Genomic DNA, 19,730 nt, shown 5'->3' with positions numbered 1-19,730 from the left:
CAGCCGCCGCTCCGGCGGTCGCACCACTCATCGGAAGGCGACAATGAGGTTCGACTCCATTCGCGCCAAACGCCGCAGCGAACGCTCCCGGAGATACGGCTCCGGAATCCGCCGGAGCGCTGTGGCTCTCATCGCGGCGACGATGCTCGCGCCGTTGACCGCCTGCGCTGCGGGGCATCCGGCGACATCCACGCGTACCACGCCAGCTCCGGAGACAACACCGGTCGACGGCCAGGCGGTGCGCGACCAATTCGCTGGACTCGAAACGCGATTCGGGGCGCGGCTGGGCGTTTTCGCCCTGGACACCGGTTCTGGTCACACCGTCGAGTACCGCGCCGACGAGCGGTTTCCGTTCTGCTCGACCGCCAAGGCGATGACCGCGGGCGCAGTGCTCACCACCGCGGGACCGGACGAGCTCGATCGCCGCATCACCTACACCACCGCAGACATCCTTGCCTACGCGCCGGTCACGAAACAGCATGTGGCCGAAGGGATGACGATCCGCGAACTCCTCGACGCCGCGGTTCGCTACAGCGACAACACTGCCGCGAACCTCCTGTCCGGCGTCCTGGGCGGTCCCAAGGCGCTGCAAAAGGACCTGCGGGCGATCGGCGATCAGGTCACCAGCAGCGACCGGCTCGAGCCCGACCTGAACGAGGCGACACCGGGCGATACCCGTGACACCAGCACGCCCCGCGCCTTCGCGACCGACCTGCGCACCTATGTGCTGGGCACCACGCTGCCCGCGGACAATCGAGCCCTGCTGACGACGCTCCTGCGCGAGAACACCACCGGCGCGGATCTCATCCGGGCAGGTGTGCCGGCGGGCTGGACGGTCGGCGACAAGACCGGCAACGGAAAGTACGGCACCCGCAATGACATCGCGGTGATCTGGCCGCCCGGTCGCGCCCCGATCGTGCTGACCGTGATGTCCACCCGCGACCACCGCGACGACACCTACGACAACGCGCTCATCGCCCAGGCTACGGCCGATGCCCTGAAGGCGTTGGGCTGAACCACAATTCAGCGCGGATGGCGTCGCGGCTGGACCAGCTCGCCATGATTCGCGAGTCACACCGCGGCGGATCGGGTGTGGTCGGTCAACTCACAATCTAGATCGATTCGAGGATCACATGAATACGCAAGATTCGGCGCTGACCCGTCGTGGTCTGTTCGGCATCGGGGCCGGAATGGCGGTGGTCGCGGGCGGCGCAGCATGCGGAACCGCAAGCGAGGGGACACATCCCGTGTCGCAATCGCCACGGAAGCTCACCGGAATCACACTGCGCTGGTGGGGCAACAATGGCTGGCAGCTCCGAATTTCCTCCCCGATGGGCGAGAAATCGGTGCTGATAGACCCGTGGCTGACGCGATTCAAAACTGGCACCTACACCCCGGCGGGTTACGATCCGAACACGCCGCTGTCGGTGGACACGGCGCTGATCGACCGCTACGTGGACAGCGGCGACCTGCGCGCGGACCACATCCTGGTCACCCATGGACATTTCGACCACATCACCGACGTCCCCTATCTCGCGCATCGCACCGGGGCGACCGTGATCGGCACCGAATCCCATCTGAATCTGTTGCTGGCGCTCGGCGCGCCGGAGAGTCAGCTGTCGGTGGCCAGCGGCGGCGAATACCTCGAGGGCGACGGCTACCAGATCCGGGTCATGCGCTCGCTGCATTCGCAGGTCGGCCCCCGGGCTCAGGTCCCGTTCCCGGGCACGCGCCCCGCGGCACCACCGCCGCGCCCACAGACGATCCGCGATCTGGTCGAAGGCGGGACGCTGGCCTATCAGGTGGACACTCCCGGCGGATCGGCGCTGAACCTCGGCGGTTCGAACTACATCGAATCCGAGTTGACGGGCCTGCGTCCGGACGTACTGATGCTGCCGGTCGGCGGCACGAAGGTGCACGATTACGTTGCACGCCTCCTGCGCGCCACTGGAAATCCGCACTACATCCTGCCGACGCACTGGGACGATTTCGACGTGCCACTGACCCGGCCCGCGAAAGAGACCGGCGGCCTGGAATCGTTGCGCCGAGCGGTGGCCGAGGCCGCGCCGGGGAGCCAGTTCGTCGCACTGGAGCATCTGGGCACATTTCCGGCGTGACGCCGCCGCTTGACCTAAAGTTAACTTCAGGTGTGAGAGTTGGCGGCATGAACGTCACGACCGATTCGTCCGCGCATCCGGCCACCCTCGGCGACTACCCGGCTCCGCGGCCACTCGACGATGCCGCACTCGATCACATCGCGCTGTCTCTGTCCGCGGCGAGCGTGGTCGGGATCGGGGAATCGACCCGCTTCGCTCAGGAAACCTTCGCCGCGCGGGCAGCGCTGTTCCGAATTCTGGTGCAGCACCATGGATTTCGCACACTCGCCCTGCAGGACAGCAGCACCATCGGTGCGGCCATGGACCAGTTCGTGCTGACCGGCGAGGGCTCGGCCGCGGCCGTGCTCGGTGCCGCGTGGCGGCCGTGGCGCACGGCCGAGATGGCGGCCGCACTGGAATGGATTCGCGATTTCAACCGCGACCACGCCCAGGATCCGGTCCGGATCATCGGCATCAAACCGGCACAGGCCGGGCCGGACGATTACGACGCGGTCGCCGCGGCCGTCCGGACCCACGCATCGGACCGGCTGCCCGAGCTGAGTTCGCATCTCGACGTCATCCGCACCGCCCATACCCTCGACGAGCATGTGCAGCGAGCGAACGGGACGCATCCGGGACGCCGATTCGCCGACCACGCGCACGACGCCGCGGCACTCCTGGACGCGCTGCCCACCATCCCCGCGGACGCGCGGGACCGCATGCGGCTGATCGTCGAGTTCCATGAAAACAGCGTCGCGGGACGAGGCAGCTTCGTCGGGGACGACGCCGTCTGGGCCGAGACGATCATCGAGCATCACCGCCGTACCGACCTGCGCACGGTCCTGTGGGATGGAATCGCCCACACGTCCGCGAGCGGACCGGATTTCGGCCTGACCGCCGGTGACGGCGACAATGTCAGCATCGGCAGCGTGCTGCGCGAACACTTCGGCCCCGCCTACGCCTCGGTCGCGATCGGCTTCCACCATGGCAACCTCGGCGTTGCCGAAGTTCCCGCCCCGGCACCGGATCTCGTCGATGCGGCCCTGGGTGAATCCGCCCTGCCGGCCCTCTGGATGGACCTTCGCACCACTCCGGTGCCTCGCCCGGCCGCACTGCGCACCATCAGCGGCGTCTACACCCCGGCAAGCGACGCGGCCGGACGGATCACCGTCGGCTCACTGTCCGGCGCGTTCGACATCCTGATCCACTTCCGCGAGGTCACCCCGGTCCACTGGCTCCCATGAACCGCGATCCCGACTTTGGTGTTGACCGGAACCGCACGCCGACGCCAGGGTCCGGCTAATCCTCGCTTGCGGCCAGTTCCGCCTTGACGAAGACGTATGCCTGAGAGGACGGATAACCGCGACGGGCCAGCACACCTACCAGGCGGCTGATTTTCTTGTCGCGGGCCAGATCTGGTGGCATGCCGCGGAGCTTGCGACGGACCAGCTCCGCGGCGGAATCGTCAACGGGCCCCTCCGGATCAGATCTGGGGCCGGATCTCGCGGGATCGGGCGCTTCCCGGCGGGGCGGGTCGGGAAAATCTGCGGGCGCGAGCTCCGAGGACACCACGGCGAAGGCGGTGGACGGGTCGTAGCCGCGGCGGGCGAGCATGCCGACCAGGCGACGGGTTGCCTTGTCGCGGTCGAGATCTCGGGGCAGGGTGCGTAGTTTCTGACGGACCAGATCCGCGGCGCGGGTCCGTTCGTCATCGCCGCTGATGGCCTCGAGTGCCGGTGCGGAGTCCTCGGGTGCGATGCCCTTGCGGCGCAGTTCCTGCGCGAGCACCTTCTTTCCCTTGCCCGAATATGTGTGCCGGGAGTGCACCCATTGTTCGGCGAATGCCGCGTCGTCGATCAGTCCGACCTCGGCGAGCCGATCCAGCGCTCGCCCGGCGATCTCGGGTGTATATCCCTTGGCCGCCAGCTTGTCCGCGAGCTCGGCCCGGCTGCGGGCTCGGTCGGTCAGTAACCGCAGGCACACGTCCTTTGCCTGCGCCTCCGTCCCGCCCTGCGGCTCGCGCCCGGTGTCCGAACCGTTCCGACGCGACCTGTGCCCGGCATCCGCGCCGCTCCGCCGCGATCCGCGGCCCGCCTCTGCACCGTTCCGCCGCGATCCGCGCCGGGTACGCCGCTCGGACTCCGCCGACTCATCATCGGGGGTCAATCCTCCGACGCGGCCTGCTTCACCCTCGGTTCTTCGAGAGAGCTGCCGATCCGATGTTGGCACGTCAACGATATCGCCCCGTGTTCCTCGACCAGCGGAGCGCTCGGCCGCAACCGCGTTACTGCCGAACGGCCCTTCCTCCGACCGCTCGGCAGTATCGCCGCGTGGCCCCGCGCCACCGGGCGAGGGCCGATGTGCCCGGCCCCCTCGCGCCGGGCGGCCGACAGGATCCGTTGCACCGGGACGATTCCCGAATACCGGTTCGGCACGAGTCCGGACGAACTCATCGGCATCATCGCGAGCACATTCCTCGTCGCGAGGATGATCGCCCCGGAGCTCCTCGCCGGAGTCCGGCGCGATCGCCCCACCATCGGATCTCCAGAGGCCGGTGGGTGCTTCGTTCTCCCCTGGTGCGGGACGCTTCCCGCGCCCCGAACGGCGGTGCGGCCGAGCCGATCCGGAGTGGTCGGCGGGGTCGTCCGCCCGCGACCGTCCTCCCGATTCCACCTGCTCGATCTGCTGGCGCAGCCGCTCCACCGCCTCGAGCCGAGTCACGCCAGGGGCCCGAGACGACCCGGACCCCGGCGTTTCCCGGTCCGGCATCGATTCAGAAGTCGACGGGCGCCTCGGCACCCGCGTCTGCGGTGACATCCGCACCGATGCCGAGCTTTTCCTTGATCTTCTTCTCGATCTCGTCGCGCACGTCGGTGTTCTCGAGCAGGAACTTGCGCGCATTCTCCTTGCCCTGGCCGAGCTGATCGCCCTCGTAGGTGTACCAGGAGCCGGACTTGCGGATGAATCCGTGCTCGACACCCATATCGATGATCGAGCCCTCCTTGGAGATGCCCACACCGTAGAGAATGTCGAACTCGGCCTGCTTGAACGGCGGCGCAACCTTGTTCTTGACGACCTTGACGCGGGTGCGGTTACCCACCGCGTCGGTGCCGTCCTTCAGGGTCTCGATGCGCCGGATATCCAGGCGCACCGAGGCGTAGAACTTCAGCGCCTTACCACCGGTGGTGGTCTCGGGAGAGCCGAACATCACGCCGATCTTCTCGCGCAACTGGTTGATGAAGATGGCGGTAGTGCCCGAGTTGTTCAGGGCGCTGGTCATCTTTCGCAGGGCCTGGCTCATCAGGCGGGCCTGCAGGCCGACATGGCTGTCGCCCATCTCGCCCTCGATCTCGGCGCGGGGTACCAGCGCGGCCACCGAGTCGATGACGATGATGTCCAGCGCGCCGGAGCGCACCAGCATGTCGGCGATTTCGAGCGCCTGCTCACCGGTGTCGGGCTGGGACACCAGCAGTGCATCGGTATCGACACCCAGCTTGCGGGCGTAATCCGGATCCATGGCGTGCTCGGCGTCGATCATGGCCGCGACGCCGCCGCTGGCCTGCGCATTGGCGATCGCGTGCATGGCGAGCGTGGTCTTACCGGAGGATTCCGGACCGTAGATCTCGACGATGCGCCCGCGCGGCAAACCGCCCAGCCCCAGGGCGACGTCCAGCGCGATCGACCCCGTGGGGATGACCGAGATGGGCTGGCGCGCCTCCTCACCGAGGCGCATCACCGCGCCCTTGCCGAAGCTCTTCTCAACCTGCGCCAGGGCGAGCTCGAGCGCCTTATCGCGGTCGTAGGCCTGTGGTGCCATCGTCTGTTCCCCTTCTCGCGGGTGGGTCCTTATGTGGTTAGCGCCCACAGTAGAGGGCGGCACCGACAAGTTCTGACGGCCAGCTTAGACGAACAGATGTTCGATGCAAGCGACGCGCCAGCACACCGCGCGAAACGATCGCCTATCTGCCGCCCGGCATCGCCACCGGCGCGATGCGGTCGGCGCTCATCAGCGCCTGAGCCTGCTTGAACACCCGCAGCGCCGGGGTGACCTCCACATCCGTGATGCCCTCGAGCGGGCCCAGGCGCTCGGTGATGTACCGGTACAGATGCCCGATATCGCGGCAGGCGAGCGAGACCATCAGGTTCGTCGCACCGGTGGCGGCCGCCACATATCCCACCTCGGGATGCGCGGCGATCGCCCGCCCCACCGCGTCCAGCGCGGCCGGGCGCACCCGCAGCCACAACCAGCCCCGCACCGCGTACCCCATCTTCTCCTGCGCGAAATCCAGATCGAAATACAGCACACCGGCCGCCACCAGCTCGGCCATGCGCCGCGCGACCCTGGTGGAACTCCAGCCGGTCGCGGCAGCGATCCGGGCGTAGGGCGCCCGGCCGTCGCGGGCCAGCAGCGCGAGCATCGCCTCGTCCGGGGCCGTGAGGTCCGGCGGCTCGGCGGCGGACCGATCGATCACCCGCCGCGGTGGACCCAGCCGCGCCAGCTGATCCGAGGTGAGCAGGCGCCCGAACTTCGGCCACTCCTCCATCAACGGGAACCGGTGCATGATCTCGTAGGCGTTGATCCCGACGACCTGGGGAGCACGCGGAAGCACAGTGAGCAGCAACGCATCTCGCTGCTCCGTCGAGCGCGTCCGGCTCACGCAGGTCACCTCGGACCCCGTCGAGAGCAGCGTCACCCAGCTGACATCGGGCAACCGGCTCAGCGATTCGGCCAGCCGCAGCGCCTTGTCCGGGGTGGACCGCAGCCGCAGGAGCCAGCGCGTACCGCCCAGCGGCACGGCGTTCACCAGACCGCTGATGCGAATGATGCCGCGCGCCACCAACGACCGGTAGCGCCGCGCGACGGTCTGCTCGGAGACGCCCAGGACCACCCCCAGCGTCGCGAACGGGATGCGCGGATCGGTGACCAGGCCGTGCACGATCTGCTTGTCGAGCAGATCCATCACGGACGATTCATATGTCTCGTCGACAGACACAACGATCACGGTAGGCTCGGCGGGGCACGCTGCTACCGTCGGCCTCGAAATCCGTGGTTGGGATATGTCTTGAACCCCGTCAGCACGGCAAAACGCCTGGTATTGAATATCATCTTCTGAAACAACCCCCCATGCGCCAGCGCGTCGTCGATACGAACCTCATCGAGATGAAGATCATCCTTATCAGATCAGCTGAACTGCAATAACGCCGAGGAACCCCCGCGCTCAGTGTGAGATCCACGCTTCCGCCCCCACCCGGGTACAGCGCCACCGCCACCCGGCCCGCGTCGATCCGATCCAGCAGGACCCGCACGAATTGCGCTGGTGAGATCGGGATCGTTGCCCGCCAACATGATACAAACTCATCATCGAGCCTCACCGCAGTGAGCATCGGCTCCAGTGCACGAAAGTTCGCGAGCTCGACGGGCGCCTCCAACTCGTCCTCACTCCGGCTCCCCGGAGTCACGGCGATACGGGATGCCTGTTGTACCAGTGCGTCCCAGACAGGATCGTCCCGAAACGGAGGCAGCAAGACGTCGCCGCCGAGTGCATCCCAGGCCCGCTGCCACCACGCCACACTACGTATCGGTCGCAGGCCGAGCCGTGTGGCCGCGACGATGAAACACCGCACGAGCAGCAGACGAGCACTGACGCCTCCGAGCTCGATCAGGCCGGGACGGGCGCATTCCGACGCCACCCCCTCGGATATCCGTTCCATCTCCGTATACGCCACCATGGGCGGCGCATCGGTGATCGTGAACCCGATGGGCGAATCCAGCACCGCATCGGCCGGGGCAGGCGGATAGACGACATCATCGGAAGTGAAGATCAACGGCGATACACCCTGCCGCTCGCCACTCATCACGAATTCCACCGCCGGGCCCCCGTACGGCGCTCGGATATGCCTATACCTCAACACCCGAGCGGGGTCGATATTCACCGTATCGTCCAGGGCCGGTAGATGAACGGCTACCCGGCCGGCCCCCACCGTGACCCGAACTCGCTCCAGCCCCTCGAAAGCCTCGGCAATCCGCGCGATTTCCATTGGCGCGCACCTCCCCATCGGATCCGTGGCTCCATAGTCCTCTATTTCCGGGAGATGCGCGGCGGTTCGATGGCTGCGCCGGGTTACCGGCGCGTGACGGTGACCATGTTGACCAGGGCCGAAACGTGCGCCCCGTTCTCGGGCACCGCGCGACCCGCGGCCCGCAGGTAGTCGGTGAGCTCGGTGCGGTCGGCGGTCCACCCGCGCTCGGAGAACCACTGTGCGGCATCCGATCTCGGGTCGTTGTAGATCATCCTGGCCCAGTCGTTGTAGGTAACGTCGTCCGTGCTCGCCTCCTGCGCGACGAGTTCCTCGTAGGACTCCCGCGGCAGTGGCGTCATCTGCTCGATCGAGGCGCGGCTGCCCGGGGCGCTGGCCGATTCGAGCGTCTGGAACAGCTGATCCTGGTCGGCCGGGGTCAGGTAGATGACCAGACCCTCTACCAGCCATGCCGTGGGCGCATCCGGGTCGAACCCACTGTGCCGCAGGGCGGTGAGCCAGTCCTCGCGCAGATCCACCGCGACCTCGCGGCGATCGGCGATCGGCCGGTATCCCGCGGCGGCCAACGCCTCGCGCTTGAAGTCCAGTACCGCGGCGCGATCGAGTTCGTAGACGACGGCGCCCGCGAGGCAGGACAACCGGTAGGAGCGCGAGTCCAGCCCGGCGGCCACGATCACGACCTGCCGGATCCCGCTATCGCGGGCGGCCCGCAGGTAGTCGTCGAAATACCGGGTGCGAGCGGCCTGATGGGCACGGAAGGCCACGCCGAAATCCGCCGACCGCAGCGGATGGTCGCGGGTGAGTTCAGGATCGCCGTCGATCAGTTCCGCCCACTCCCCGCCCACGGCCCGCAGAAATACATCGGCCAGCGGATCACTGGCCAGGGGGTCGGGCTCGCGGGCGACCAGCGCACGAGCCGCCGCCACGAACAACGCCGTGGAGCCGACGCTGGTGGTGATATCCCAGTTGTCCGTATCGCTACGCATGCCGATCACGCTAGCGAGCGGTGGCCCCGATGGGCAGTCGGCAGCGCCGTCGTGCCACATTCCTCCACAGGATCGCGTATTTCGCATGATTTCCGCCGTCGTACGTGGCTCAGCGCAGCATATGCCGCACGCCGTGACCACCGGGGCGACGATCGGACGACCTCGGTAGGTCCGCGGGTGTGGTTGCGGCACAGCGGATTCCGGCGTCAGCTCACAGGTGCGCGGAGCGGCGGGAACCCGTCATCCGAGCATCGGATTCGCCGGCGAGAGCTCCGACGGTCCCCAGCGCAACGGAATCGCGTGCGCGATCTCGACCACCTCGTCGACGGCGAAATCGATCGAGCACTGCGCATCGGTCGCGAAAGTCCGTTCGTCCCAATTTATTTCGGCTGTTCCGGTGACCTGCAGCAGCGCTCCAGTTTCCCAGTCCAGGATCAGGAGCCCGCAGCGCGGATCCGACGCGATATTGCCCAGTGTCATGAACATCGAGTTGCCGCGGTAGTCCGGCCAGCGCAGCACGTCGTCCGACAGCACCTGCAGGAAGCCGGGGTTGCCGCCCTTGGCTGGCCGCGGACGACCTACTGCGGCTGCTGGCGGACTCCCCCGGCCGCATCAAGCAGTGCGCCCACCCGCGCTGCGTCCTGTACTTCCACGACACCTCGAAGAACGGCACCCGCCGCTGGCATTCGATGGCCACGTGCGGCAACCAGGCCAAGGCGGCCCGGCACTACGCCAGAAAATCCTGAGCTGTCAGCGGTCGATCACCAGCGGCCGCGCGGCACATCGAACTCGGCGCACAGCGCGCGCCAGACATCGCGCGGATCGACGCCGTCCTCGATGGCCTGGGAGCCGGTGCGCCCACCCATCGACGGCAGCACGTGATCGGACAGCAGGACATCGCCCCGGGACACCCCGAACTGGGTGTGCAACATTTCCTGAAATTCCGTCAATCGCACTGTTCCGAGAGTACAGCGCACCGGATGCCGACGTCGTAGCGCACGCGGCTCACTCGGCTCCGGCCGCCACCCGATGGCAGATCTCGACCGGGTCCTCGACCTGCTCCACCGTCGCCGCGGCGGTCGCGGCGGCCCGCGAGAACGACGGCTCGTCCAGCATCCGCCGCACCGCGTCGCGCACCGACTCGGCGGTGAAGGGCCGGACCACGATCGAACTCCCCTGGCGGGCGGCACGATTCGCCAGCTCCCACTGATCGCCGCCGCCGGGCACGGTAACGATCGGCACCCCGGCGAGCAGCGACTTGGCCAGCAGCCCGTGCCCGCCGCCTCCGACGACGACCGCGGCCCGCCGCAGCAGCTCGTCCTGGCGGCCCAAACCCGCGACGGCCCACGGCGGCAACTCCTGCGGCGGGGCGTCGAGCATCGAAATCGCCACGCGCACACCGGCTCCGTCGAGTGCGTCGAGGACCGACCGCGCCATTCCCCCGACACCGGTCTGCGCGGTCGACGGTGCGACCACCACCAGCGGATCCTCGCCCGGCGGGAGCGGCAGGACCTCGGCGGTCGGCTCCCAGAGCAGCGGACCGACCACGTGTGTGCGCTCCGGCCAGTCGGGTCGCGGCATCTCGAGGGCGGGCAGGGTAGCGATCAGCCGGGCCGTGGGGCCCGGATCCGCCTCGGGCAGACCGACACTCGTGCGCGCCGCGCCGCGCTGCCGGTCCCCGCGGGTGATCGCGCGCGCGGTCATGCCGCGCAGCACCGCATCTCGCGTACGGCCGCGAAATCCCTCCCCGGGTGCGAGCCCACTTCCGATGGGCGGCAACGCCTTCGATGGGAGATACAACGGATGCGGCGACAACTCCAGCCACGGCACCCCGAGCCGTTCGGCCGCCATGCCGCCGCCCGCGGTCAGCACATCGGAGATCACCAACTCCGGCAGCATGGCGCCCAGCTCCGGCAGGATCTCGGTGGAGATGTGCGCGGCACGCTCGTGAATGCGCTGTCCCGCATCGCCGTCGTCGTCCTGTGGCCGGGGCGCGAGTCCCCGAAGCCGGCGCACCCCGATCCCGGCCGCGCGCGCCGCGTCGAACCATCGCGGACTCGTGAACAGCACCGGCTCGTCCCCCGCGCCCAGCAACCGCAGGCACAGCGCGATCGCCGGAAACGCATGTCCCGGATCCGGCCCTGCCACCACCGCCACTCGCATGGGCACAGACTGCCATATCGGGGCCTGCGTCATCGCTCCCGTCCGGCCGTTCGACGGCGGGCCACCCTATCCTCTTGCGCCGGCGCCATGTCGGGCCCTGCCCCAGCGATCTCCCTGCCACAGCGATATCGCACGCTCCGAGCGGCACCAGTACCAGGCATTACCGGAGGCGATTGGTTAGCATGGCAAATCAGCCAGCGAGGAGGATGTCATGGCCGACGACCCGAAAGATTGGCGCGAGCACGGCGTCCGCGTGGTGCCCGGTGACCAACTCGACCCCAATACCGCGCAGACCCCGGGCATGCACCGCGAGGCCGCGGTCAGCCGGGCGATGACGGGCGCGGCACGGATCTGGGCCGGCACCGTGGCGATCGAGCCCGGCGCCGCCACCGGCGCGCACCATCACGGTCCGCTGGAGAGTGTCATCTACGTGGTCGCGGGCCGGGCCCGGATGCGGTGGGGCGAGCGCCTGGAATATCTCGCCGAGGCCGGGCCCGGCGACTTCATCTACGTACCGCCATTCGTCCCGCATCAGGAGATCAACGCGCAGGACGACGCGACGTTGCGGTGCGTGGTGATCCGCAACGACCAGGAACCCGTGGTGGTCAACCTCGATATCGACGAGGTGGAGGGCGAACCCGAGACCGTGCCGTGGGTCGATCCGCATCATCCCGCGCCGTGATCCCGGACGCACGCACCGCATGATCGCCCCGCTCACCACCGTGGACGAGCTGATGTCCCTGCTCGCCGACTGCGAGGATGCCTGGGACATGCCCGACCGCAGCGGCGATCCGGTCGACATCCTCGATCACGACCGCCAGTGCGCCGAACTGCTGCGCCGCGACCGTCCCCGCGATGAGGAGCTGCAGGTCGCGGGCCTGGTGCACGATATCGGCCATGCCCTGGTGCCCGGCGACGACGCGGGCCACGGCCGACACGGCGCCGCGGCGGTCCGCGAGCTGCTCGGCGCGCGCGTGGCCCGGCTGGTCGAACTGCACGTCGTCGCGAAACGCTATCTGGCGGCGACTGATTCGAGGCACGCGGCGAGCCTTTCGGCCTCGAGCCTGCGCACCCTGGTGACACAGGGCGGACCGATGAGCGCCGCCGAGGCGGCCGCCTTCGAGGCCGATCCGGACTTCGCCGCCGCGCTCACCCTGCGCCGTGCCGACGATGCGGGCAAGGTCGTGGGCCTTGCGGTGGGGGCGCTGGAATCCTGGCGCCCGGTCGTCGAGCGCGTCGCCCGGGCGGCTCGGCGGTAGCAATCCGGCTCGCTCAGCCGCCGAAATAGAACAGCTCGAATCCGACCGCGCGGGCCGCGGCGAACCCCTCGACGGGCTCGGTGGCCCGCTCGACGATCGCCCTGGCCTGTTCGGCCATCGGATCCGAGCTCAGGGCCGCGAGATAACGCCCATGCGCCGCAATCGATTCCAGGGCGGCATCGAAGGAATCGGTGACATCGACGGCGTGCGTGACGACCGGTCCTGCGACCGCCGCCCACCTGGCCGACCAGATGGGCAGGCCCCCCAGTTCGGGGAAGATCCACTCGTTGGCGGCATCGGCAATCGCGTCCAGCGCGGCCCGGCCGACCGCACGGTGGTCGGCGCTGTTGAGGTATCCCGGCTGCCATGTGCCGCCGAAATTGAACAGGACCACCATATCCGGACGATGCTGGCGAATCGCCCGGGCCAGATCGCGGCGCAGCGCCAGGCTCTCCTCGATCCGCCCGTCCGGATATCCGAGGAACTCCACCTCGTCCACACCCACGGCCTTGGCGGCGGCGATCTCTTCCGCCTCCCGCAGCGGCCCGGCCTGATTGGGCGGTAGCCCAGCGATCCCGGCCTCCCCGCTGCTGGCCAGCACATAGCGGATGTGCTTGCCCTGCCCCGTCCAGCGGGCCACCGCGGCCGCAGCCCCATACTCGATATCGTCCGGGTGGGCGACGATCACGAGCCCGCGCTGCCAGTCCTCGGGTACCTGCTCCATGTCACCTATTCAAGCATCGGAGACGACAAGGGGCCGCCCGGCACCTTCGGCCCGGGCGGCCCCAGCGTGCACGACGTCTACATCTTGTCGACCGTGGACTTCGAGCCCGACACCGCCTTGTACAGCAGGTACAGCCCGAACACCACGGCACTGATCATCAGGATCGGGAACAGCGCCTTGACCAGCGCGCCGACCACGATCAACGCCAGCCACACAAGCGCGACGACGCCCAGGATCTTCCAGAACATGTTCCATTCCTCCCGAAGGTTTCCGTCGAACCTTTCGTCTGCGTGATCCGACACCATCCATACTGCCGACTCCCCGCCGGAATATCACCAGGTCAGCGTCGATATCAGGGAAAAATCAGGGTTGTTCCGGAGGGGATGTGAGCCGTGCCGTCCCGAGCGCAGGTGCGCCTCCGTCGCAGACATGCGGAGTTCTGACATCGGTACCGACGCCGTGGCCGACGCCAGTCTCCTGCTCAACACCTGCCGCGCCCGCCGGCCCTCACCCGGCGGTGCGGTGGTCCTCGAGGTCGACGCCATGAGCATCAGCGTCCGCGATGAAATCGTCGACATCTTCCCGACGGCCCTGTGGCCAGCGAATCCGCCTGACATGTAACCCCTTTCACAAACCCGGACCGCCCCTCTCCCTCGTGCTATCCTGCTAGTAATTTCAGTCAACGCTGAAATGACTAGCAACATCGACTGCGGAGGAATGGGCATGACACCTGAGCATGTGACGTTCAACAGCCTGGGCACCCGGTGTGCCGCTGACCTGTATCTGCCCGAGGCCGACGGGCCGGTCCCCGGCCTGGTGCTCGGACACAGCGGTGTGATGGTCAAGGAAGCCCTCGCGGTTTTCGCGCCCTACTTCGTTGGGGCCGGGTTCGCGGTACTGGCCATCGACTACCGCACCGTCGGGTCCAGCGACGGCGAGCCGCGCGGGCAGGACTATCCCGAACGACAGGTGGAGGATTTCCGCAGTGCGATCTCCTACCTGCAAGGGCGGTCCGAGATCGATGCAGAGCGCATCGGACTGTGGGGCGTCAGCGTCGGCGGTTCGGTGGCGGTGCAAGCCGCAGTGCTGGATCGGCGCGCGAAATGCGTTGTGGTGCAGAGCCCCAGCGCCTGGAACGGTTGGCGGTACCTGGAGCGGTTGAGTAGTCGGGCCGGTGTGCGGACGCTGCGCGATCAACTGGACGAGGACTGGCAGAGGCGGTACGAGGGCGGCGCGAGCGCGCGGATTCCGCATCTGGAACTCGACTACGACAGCGTGCGTGACACCCCGGATCTGGCGGCCGAGATGTTCCCGACCTATCGCAACGAGAAGACACTCGACTCGCACGAGCATCTGCTGACCTTCGCCCCCGAGAACCTCATTCACCTGCTGGCACCCACCCCGCTGCTGATGATCGCCAATGGCGGCTGGGACCCCTACCACATGCTGGAGGAGGGACAGAGCGCGTTCGCCAAGGCGGGCGAGCCGAAGCGCCTGGTGGTACTGCCCTACGACGTCCTCGGCCTCTACATGGGTCCCGGACTCGAGGAATCGATGGCGCTGGCCATCGACTGGTTCGACCTCTACCTGCGCAAGACGCGGCTCGCGACCATCACCGCACCGCCGACTCGGGAGTCAGTGGCCGCCATGATTGAGTGATCCCACCGACCAGTAGCCGAGGAGGCGCACCGATGCCAAGCGAGCACCAACAGGACGACATCATGCAGTGGGTGGAGCAAGTGACTACCTTCTGCGTCGACGAGTGGGGGCTCACGCCGATCACCGGGCGCATTCTCGGACTGCTCATGATCTGCGACCCGCCCGAGCAGTCGGCGGGGCAGGTCGCCGACGCCATCCAGGCCAGCCGGGCGTCGCTGACCTCGAATATGCGGTTGCTCGCCACTATCGGCCTGGTCCGCAAGGTGCGCATCCCGGGTGATCGCACTGCCTACTACCGCATCGAAGACGATGCCTGGCAGAAGGTGATCCAGCGCAAGATCGCCGGCCTCGGCGCGTTCGGCGATATTGCTGACGCCGGCCTCGCCCTCTTCGCCCCTGGAAATCGCGCGCGCACCGAGCGTATTCGCGCCGCCCAGCAGGCATTGACCTGGCTCCGCGACCTTTCCGCGGAGCATCCCATGAAAACGTGAGGTATCTCGTGACTACGCAACATACCCGTCTGACTCTGAATCAGCTCGAGGAAACCCTGCTGATCACACTGTGGGCCAAGGCCCTCGACAGCAAGCTGCCTGTGCCGATGCTCGGCGACACCCGCTCCGCGGAAATCGCGGACCAGATCGACTACGACTTCAGCAAGTTGAAGATCAAGGACAGCCTGACCTACGAAACAGCGCTGCGCTCCAAAATGTTGGACGACGCCGTGCGGTCGTTCACCGCCGCGCATCCCAACGCGGTGGTGCTCGACCTGGGATGTGGGTTGGATCCCCGGATGATCCGGTGCCAACCGTCCGCCGGAATCGATTGGTATGACGTCGATTTCCCCGAGGTAGTGGATCTGCGACCGCAATTTCTCCCCGAGCCTTCACATCTGATCGGGGCAAATATCACCGACACCGACTGGCTGGCGGACATACCGCACGACCGGCCCGCTATGATCGTCGCCGAGGGACTGATCCCCTTCCTACCCGGCGATTCGTTCCAGCTCGTGACCCACACTCTCACAACACATTTCACGACCGGGGAGATCGCCCTCAACGGCTACACCCGCTTCGCGGCATGGGCGATGAAATACCACCCCACCATCAAGGCCCTCGGTATCAAGGCCGCCGCCGGGTTCGACGATCCGCGCATACCGGAGACCTGGAGCACCGGTCTCACTCTGGTCGACGAGGACTTCCTCACCCGCGCACCGGAGATCGCCGACTGGCCGCAACCCCTGCGCGCCCTCACCCGCGCCATGGCCCACAGCACGGCCCTGTCCCGTCAGGGCGCACGCATCCTGCGCTACCAGTTCTGACCCCAAACAATCCGGCCTTATCGCTACTGCGTTCGGATCTTCGAGATCGTCAGCCGCGGTGAGTATTTCGTTTATTGTCTCCCCGCGTGATCTGCAACCTCGAAATCAGCGGGTTCGGGGTTCGAGTCCCCGATTGCGCACCATTTTCACCCCTGATTCAGGGGTTCTAGTGCACTAGACCACCGAACCCACCAACGTCGAGGATGAGCAGCATCGCAACTCACCGGCGACCGCGAATCTTCGATCTGACGCGGTGATCTTCGCCGACCAGGCAGGAGTCTTCCGGACCGCGCCTGGTCGCGTGGCGGCAGTTCTGATGCACCGGTTGATCGAGCATGAGCCTCGGACAGGATGCGGCTATCGGTGAGGTGACCCCGCCCTTGCCGACAACCCTCGGGTGTTACCGAGACTTCCACCGAGAGAACACATCCCGTACCTCGCGGGGCGCATGAGTCAACGCGTCGACATCGGGGTCAGCCGCAGTGACACGGGGGATGTGGACGATGGCATCGTAGGCGTCCAATGGGCTCAGGTCCGAGTAGTACGTGCCGTAACGCTGCCGTGTCACGGTGCCGGCAATGGCTGCGTCGGAGGGGGACAGGCGTCGGAGGTCGGTCGCGAACAGGCCGTCGTGGCTGGCGGCCATGAGAGCGTCGAGGCTGCCCGGTTCGGGTGCTTCCATATCCGTGAAGAGTTGCCCTCGTTCACTCGAGGACCTCGCTGCGCCGCGCGCCGCCAGGCCCACGGAAACCGCTGCGCAACCTGACCCGATAGGTCCCGAAATGCGAGATAAGCGACCCCACGATATTCGTGACCTTTCCCAATCACCCACTGGCCCGGTTCAGTGACGCCACCCCGTTGTTCGCGTCGAAGATGACGGGCGCAGCGGACCGCTCGAGTAGCGGCACGAGCGCGAAGCTGATGAAGGCCGGGTATGGCAGCGTCCGCGGTCGTGAGCGGTTCAGCTCGCCGGTAGGAATTCCCGGATCCGGGCTGACACCAGTTCGGGCTGCTCGGCCTGGATTATGTGCATCGAGTCCACGGTCTCGAAGCGCGCATTCTCGAGCGAGTCGACATACTGGCGCTGGTGTTCCTGGATGTCGGTCAAATGCTTACCGGCACCTCTTGGAACTCGGCCGGCGGAAAGCAGAACCACCGGGCATTTCGGCGGTGCCGGAGGTTGGCGGCGAAATTCCACGACGGCGTCGGCTCGCGCAGCCGCTTCACGACGCATCTGCGCGAAGCTCTTCGCGCGGACTTCCAGCGGGAAGATCTCGCTGACCGTCAGGTACGCGGACCTGGCGCCGGTCGAAGCGACGAAGAAGATGACGCACCAGCAGATCGTCCGAGTGACCGCGTTCGGGACGCCGGAATAGAACAGGGCCGCCGAGATCAACAGCAGCGAGCCGGAGAGAATATAGGTGCCCGAAATCATCGTTCGGTGGCCGATGATGTTGCGCCGCAGCAATGAATCCCAGCACGGAGGACGCGGTGAATTCGACGCGCGATACGGTCGAGCTTCTACGATGCAGTACGCGCCAAATTCGCGGGCAACACGGAGCAGACCGCGGCGCTCGAAGCAGCGACGGGCGCCCCATCGGGCTCGCCTCCGGTGCTGCGGCTGGCCGAGATCCTCCGGCACGCCGAACAGGTCGACCCGGCGTTCGCGGCACGTCTACGCAACGAGTGGGTCAAAATTTCCGCCGCCGGAAGTCATGGAGACACCACCAACGAGATCACCGGCACCGCGTCCGGGAATGCCGTGCAGGCACGCGACATTCAAGGTGGCATAACCTTCTAGCACGCCCGATCGCCTGAACGCCGATACAGCAGGTGCATTTGCGAGGTTTTTCGATCGGCGAATCGCCCCGCGACCGTTGGCATTGACATTTTTACGGTGAATGGCGATTTGCGACGATAGCCTGTGGGCGCGGCTGAATCTGGATGCTTTCTGCCCGCCCGTTCTGCACTGGTTTCGATCCACAGGTCATCAACGCAAGAGAAAGGGAGCAGTTGTGAAAACAAAGCTCTTCGGTACATTGTTCGTGGCGACCGCCGCGGGCGCTCTGCTGGTCGCGCCCGCCGTGGGCTCGGCCCTCGCGGAGGCTCCCATGCCGGCGCATCAGCAGTCGAACGAGTCGCCCGACTGGGGCGGATACAACAACCCCGGCTGGCGCAATCCGCACAACGACGACTGGCGCTGCGACCGCCACGGCAACTGGCACAACGATCAGCACGATCAGTGGGGCCGCCCCGACGGGCGCTGCCACACGTGGTGATCCGCCCCGGCGACAAGCTCAACCCATAACGCACGCGACCCCGGCCTTTTCGAAGGCCGGGGTCGACTTCATCCGGTCACCGGCATTGCCCCGCGTAGTACGCGTCCAACAGCGGCACCGGATCCAGCTCCTCGACCTGATGACCCGCGTTGACGTGGTCGGTGAGGTCCTTTCCGTCCCGGGCCTGCACGATCCGGATCTGGCCCACGGTCCCGGCGAGGGTGCCCGCGACCCTGACGGCTCGGCGATAGCCGGGTGCGTCGCGATCGGCGATGATCCATACGCGACGGGCGCCGCGCAGCCAGGCCGCGTGGGCGTGATGCCAGCTCAGCGCGCCGCCGGCGTTGGTGGTGGCGAACAGGCCCGCGCGACGGGCGGTGCGGGCATCCCGTTCCCCCTCGCAGAGGTGGATGTCCGCACCGGCCGCGACCGCCGGCACGATATCGGGCAGCTGAAACGGGATGGCGGCGAATCCCCCACGCCGCCAGCCGGTCTCGGTCATATGCTCCTGCCAGAAATGCTTGTCGTGACCGCGCTCGCGGGGCGTGTGCCGACGGGTTACGCGACCCTCCGGGCTACCGTCCGGCCATCGGTAGATGTAGGTCGCGATCGTGCGGGCCCGCCCGGTGACGCGGCCCAGCTCGGGCCGATGCCGGTCCAGCGGCAGTCCGGCGGCCAGGATGGCCCGGTCGGCCAGTGCCGGCTCCGCGGCGCGATCGACAGAACCCGTTGCACGACCGGATATTTCACGATCGAGCGGGCGATCGAAGAGGTCGCGAACCCGCAGGCCGAGGCGGGCCAGCACCGCCTCGTCGACGCAACCGGCGAAGCAGCGGACGACGGTCTTGCCCTTTCGCCGGTTGTAGGCCACCCCCAGCGAGGGGTGATGAGAACGCCCGTCGCCCTCGTGCACAGGACACAGGTAGCGAATCCATTCACCGCTGGGCCTGCCGGGGCCGCACGCGCGATCGAGCGCGGCGGTGACGGTATCCCAGGATCGATCGGCGCTCATACTGTCGTCCTCTCCCCCTCCGGTGTACCGCGCACCGCTGCGATTCGCACGTATGTGCGAGAAATCGTGACGACACCGCGACCGGACCAGCCCCCACACCAGCAACGCAGACAGGGCACAGCCGGCATCGGCCCAGCACTCGGTCCTACTGGGCCCCGACGAGCACCCCCTCGCCGAACTCGCTCCGAGACGCCG

Annotated in this window: 22 protein-coding genes and 3 pseudogenes; 12 read left to right on the top strand and 13 right to left on the bottom strand. The window is 67.4% G+C overall.

The annotated features are described in order from the left end of the window. Positions 1–142: 142 nt before the first annotated feature. The 3 genes from bla to KO481_RS22140 all read left to right on the top strand — a co-directional run bounded on the left by bla (position 143) and on the right by KO481_RS22140 (position 3,340). A complete protein-coding gene (gene bla / locus KO481_RS22150) occupies positions 143–1,015 on the top strand; it encodes a class A beta-lactamase (RefSeq protein ID WP_372452102.1) in 873 nt (290 codons plus the stop codon). 118 nt (positions 1,016–1,133) lie between these two features. Further along, positions 1,134–2,117: an MBL fold metallo-hydrolase gene (locus tag KO481_RS22145; RefSeq protein ID WP_245401293.1), complete on the top strand. Its 984-nt coding sequence runs from the start codon at positions 1,134–1,136 to the stop codon at positions 2,115–2,117. Positions 2,118–2,164: 47 nt separating this feature from the next. Continuing rightward, positions 2,165–3,340 carry an erythromycin esterase family protein gene (locus tag KO481_RS22140; protein ID WP_215919291.1) on the top strand — a complete coding sequence of 392 codons (1,176 nt, stop codon included), beginning with the start codon at positions 2,165–2,167 and terminating at the stop codon, positions 3,338–3,340. Between the two features lie 307 nt (positions 3,341–3,647). Here the strand turns inward: KO481_RS22140 and recX are convergent. From recX to KO481_RS22110, 6 genes and pseudogenes are all read right to left on the bottom strand, one after another. Next, positions 3,648–4,262: pseudogene (recX, locus tag KO481_RS43200) on the bottom strand (recombination regulator RecX); the annotation flags it as partial. A gap of 607 nt (positions 4,263–4,869) precedes the next feature. Then, the gene (gene recA / locus KO481_RS22130) at positions 4,870–5,913 is read right to left on the bottom strand and encodes a recombinase RecA (protein ID WP_215919290.1); all 1,044 of its coding nucleotides are present in this window, start codon (positions 5,911–5,913) and stop codon (positions 4,870–4,872) included. Positions 5,914–6,055: 142 nt separating this feature from the next. Continuing rightward, positions 6,056–7,090 carry an Lrp/AsnC family transcriptional regulator gene (locus KO481_RS22125; RefSeq protein WP_215919289.1) on the bottom strand — a complete coding sequence of 345 codons (1,035 nt, stop codon included), beginning with the start codon at positions 7,088–7,090 and terminating at the stop codon, positions 6,056–6,058. 109 nt (positions 7,091–7,199) lie between these two features. Beyond that, positions 7,200–8,135, bottom strand: a complete 936-nt coding sequence (locus KO481_RS22120) for a hypothetical protein (protein WP_215919288.1) — start codon at positions 8,133–8,135, stop codon at positions 7,200–7,202. 83 nt (positions 8,136–8,218) lie between these two features. After that, entirely contained in the window at positions 8,219–9,121 is a 903-nt protein-coding gene (locus KO481_RS22115) for an SAM-dependent methyltransferase (protein ID WP_215919287.1), read from the bottom strand. 240 nt (positions 9,122–9,361) lie between these two features. After that, positions 9,362–9,682 (bottom strand): annotated as a pseudogene (locus tag KO481_RS22110) (pyridoxamine 5'-phosphate oxidase family protein); the annotation flags it as partial. Here KO481_RS22110 and KO481_RS22105 point away from each other — a divergent pair. Further along, positions 9,682–9,867, top strand: a pseudogene (locus KO481_RS22105) (CGNR zinc finger domain-containing protein); the annotation flags it as partial. The pseudogenes KO481_RS22110 and KO481_RS22105 sit on opposite strands and share 1 nt — an antisense overlap. Positions 9,868–9,882: 15 nt before the next feature. Here KO481_RS22105 and KO481_RS22100 read toward each other — a convergent pair. Then, complete coding sequence (locus KO481_RS22100) at positions 9,883–10,077, bottom strand: DUF3046 domain-containing protein (protein ID WP_215919285.1); 195 nt, start codon at positions 10,075–10,077, stop codon at positions 9,883–9,885. A 49-nt stretch (positions 10,078–10,126) separates the two neighbouring features. Continuing rightward, complete coding sequence (locus KO481_RS22095; protein WP_215919283.1) at positions 10,127–11,284, bottom strand: glycosyltransferase; 1,158 nt, start codon at positions 11,282–11,284, stop codon at positions 10,127–10,129. A 211-nt stretch (positions 11,285–11,495) separates the two neighbouring features. Here KO481_RS22095 and KO481_RS22090 point away from each other — a divergent pair, with 211 nt between their 5' ends. Continuing rightward, positions 11,496–11,966 carry a cupin domain-containing protein gene (locus KO481_RS22090; protein ID WP_215919281.1) on the top strand — a complete coding sequence of 157 codons (471 nt, stop codon included), beginning with the start codon at positions 11,496–11,498 and terminating at the stop codon, positions 11,964–11,966. Positions 11,967–11,985: 19 nt separating this feature from the next. After that, a complete protein-coding gene (locus tag KO481_RS22085) occupies positions 11,986–12,543 on the top strand; it encodes an HD domain-containing protein (RefSeq protein WP_215919279.1) in 558 nt (185 codons plus the stop codon). A gap of 13 nt (positions 12,544–12,556) precedes the next feature. Here the strand turns inward: KO481_RS22085 and KO481_RS22080 are convergent, their stop codons facing one another. Together KO481_RS22080 and KO481_RS22075 are read right to left on the bottom strand one after the other, a co-directional pair. Further along, a complete protein-coding gene (locus KO481_RS22080; RefSeq protein ID WP_215919274.1) occupies positions 12,557–13,267 on the bottom strand; it encodes a PIG-L deacetylase family protein in 711 nt (236 codons plus the stop codon). A gap of 77 nt (positions 13,268–13,344) precedes the next feature. Further along, positions 13,345–13,515: a hypothetical protein gene (locus tag KO481_RS22075; protein ID WP_215919272.1), complete on the bottom strand. Its 171-nt coding sequence runs from the start codon at positions 13,513–13,515 to the stop codon at positions 13,345–13,347. A gap of 181 nt (positions 13,516–13,696) precedes the next feature. Between KO481_RS22075 and KO481_RS22070 the strand changes: the two genes are divergently transcribed. The 4 genes from KO481_RS22070 to KO481_RS22055 all read left to right on the top strand — a co-directional run bounded on the left by KO481_RS22070 (position 13,697) and on the right by KO481_RS22055 (position 16,244). Next, positions 13,697–13,888, top strand: coding sequence for a hypothetical protein (locus KO481_RS22070; protein WP_215919270.1), 192 nt, complete (start codon positions 13,697–13,699; stop codon positions 13,886–13,888). A gap of 102 nt (positions 13,889–13,990) precedes the next feature. Further along, entirely contained in the window at positions 13,991–14,926 is a 936-nt protein-coding gene (locus KO481_RS22065; RefSeq protein ID WP_215919269.1) for an alpha/beta hydrolase, read from the top strand. 32 nt (positions 14,927–14,958) lie between these two features. After that, entirely contained in the window at positions 14,959–15,417 is a 459-nt protein-coding gene (locus KO481_RS22060; RefSeq protein ID WP_215919268.1) for a GbsR/MarR family transcriptional regulator, read from the top strand. Between the two features lie 8 nt (positions 15,418–15,425). Further along, positions 15,426–16,244: a class I SAM-dependent methyltransferase gene (locus KO481_RS22055; protein WP_215919267.1), complete on the top strand. Its 819-nt coding sequence runs from the start codon at positions 15,426–15,428 to the stop codon at positions 16,242–16,244. Positions 16,245–16,644: 400 nt separating this feature from the next. Here KO481_RS22055 and KO481_RS22050 read toward each other — a convergent pair whose 3' ends face one another. Continuing rightward, on the bottom strand, positions 16,645–16,989 hold the full coding sequence (locus KO481_RS22050) for a TraB/GumN family protein (protein WP_215919266.1): 345 nt from the start codon (positions 16,987–16,989) through the stop codon (positions 16,645–16,647). A gap of 216 nt (positions 16,990–17,205) precedes the next feature. Then, on the bottom strand, positions 17,206–17,679 hold the full coding sequence (locus tag KO481_RS22045; RefSeq protein ID WP_215919265.1) for an alpha/beta fold hydrolase: 474 nt from the start codon (positions 17,677–17,679) through the stop codon (positions 17,206–17,208). 177 nt (positions 17,680–17,856) lie between these two features. Here KO481_RS22045 and KO481_RS22040 point away from each other — a divergent pair, with 177 nt between their 5' ends. Next, positions 17,857–18,045 carry a hypothetical protein gene (locus KO481_RS22040; protein WP_215919264.1) on the top strand — a complete coding sequence of 63 codons (189 nt, stop codon included), beginning with the start codon at positions 17,857–17,859 and terminating at the stop codon, positions 18,043–18,045. A gap of 214 nt (positions 18,046–18,259) precedes the next feature. Beyond that, complete coding sequence (locus KO481_RS22035) at positions 18,260–18,523, top strand: hypothetical protein (protein ID WP_215919262.1); 264 nt, start codon at positions 18,260–18,262, stop codon at positions 18,521–18,523. 76 nt (positions 18,524–18,599) lie between these two features. Here the strand turns inward: KO481_RS22035 and KO481_RS22030 are convergent, their stop codons facing one another. Next, the gene (locus tag KO481_RS22030; RefSeq protein WP_215919260.1) at positions 18,600–19,535 is read right to left on the bottom strand and encodes a hypothetical protein; all 936 of its coding nucleotides are present in this window, start codon (positions 19,533–19,535) and stop codon (positions 18,600–18,602) included. Positions 19,536–19,730 lie beyond the last annotated feature (195 nt).

This window comes from Nocardia albiluteola, from assembly GCF_018860155.1.
GTDB lineage: Bacteria > Actinomycetota > Actinomycetes > Mycobacteriales > Mycobacteriaceae > Nocardia > Nocardia albiluteola.
Note: the sequence above shows the minus strand (reverse complement) of the source record. Positions and strands in the feature narration are given on the sequence as shown.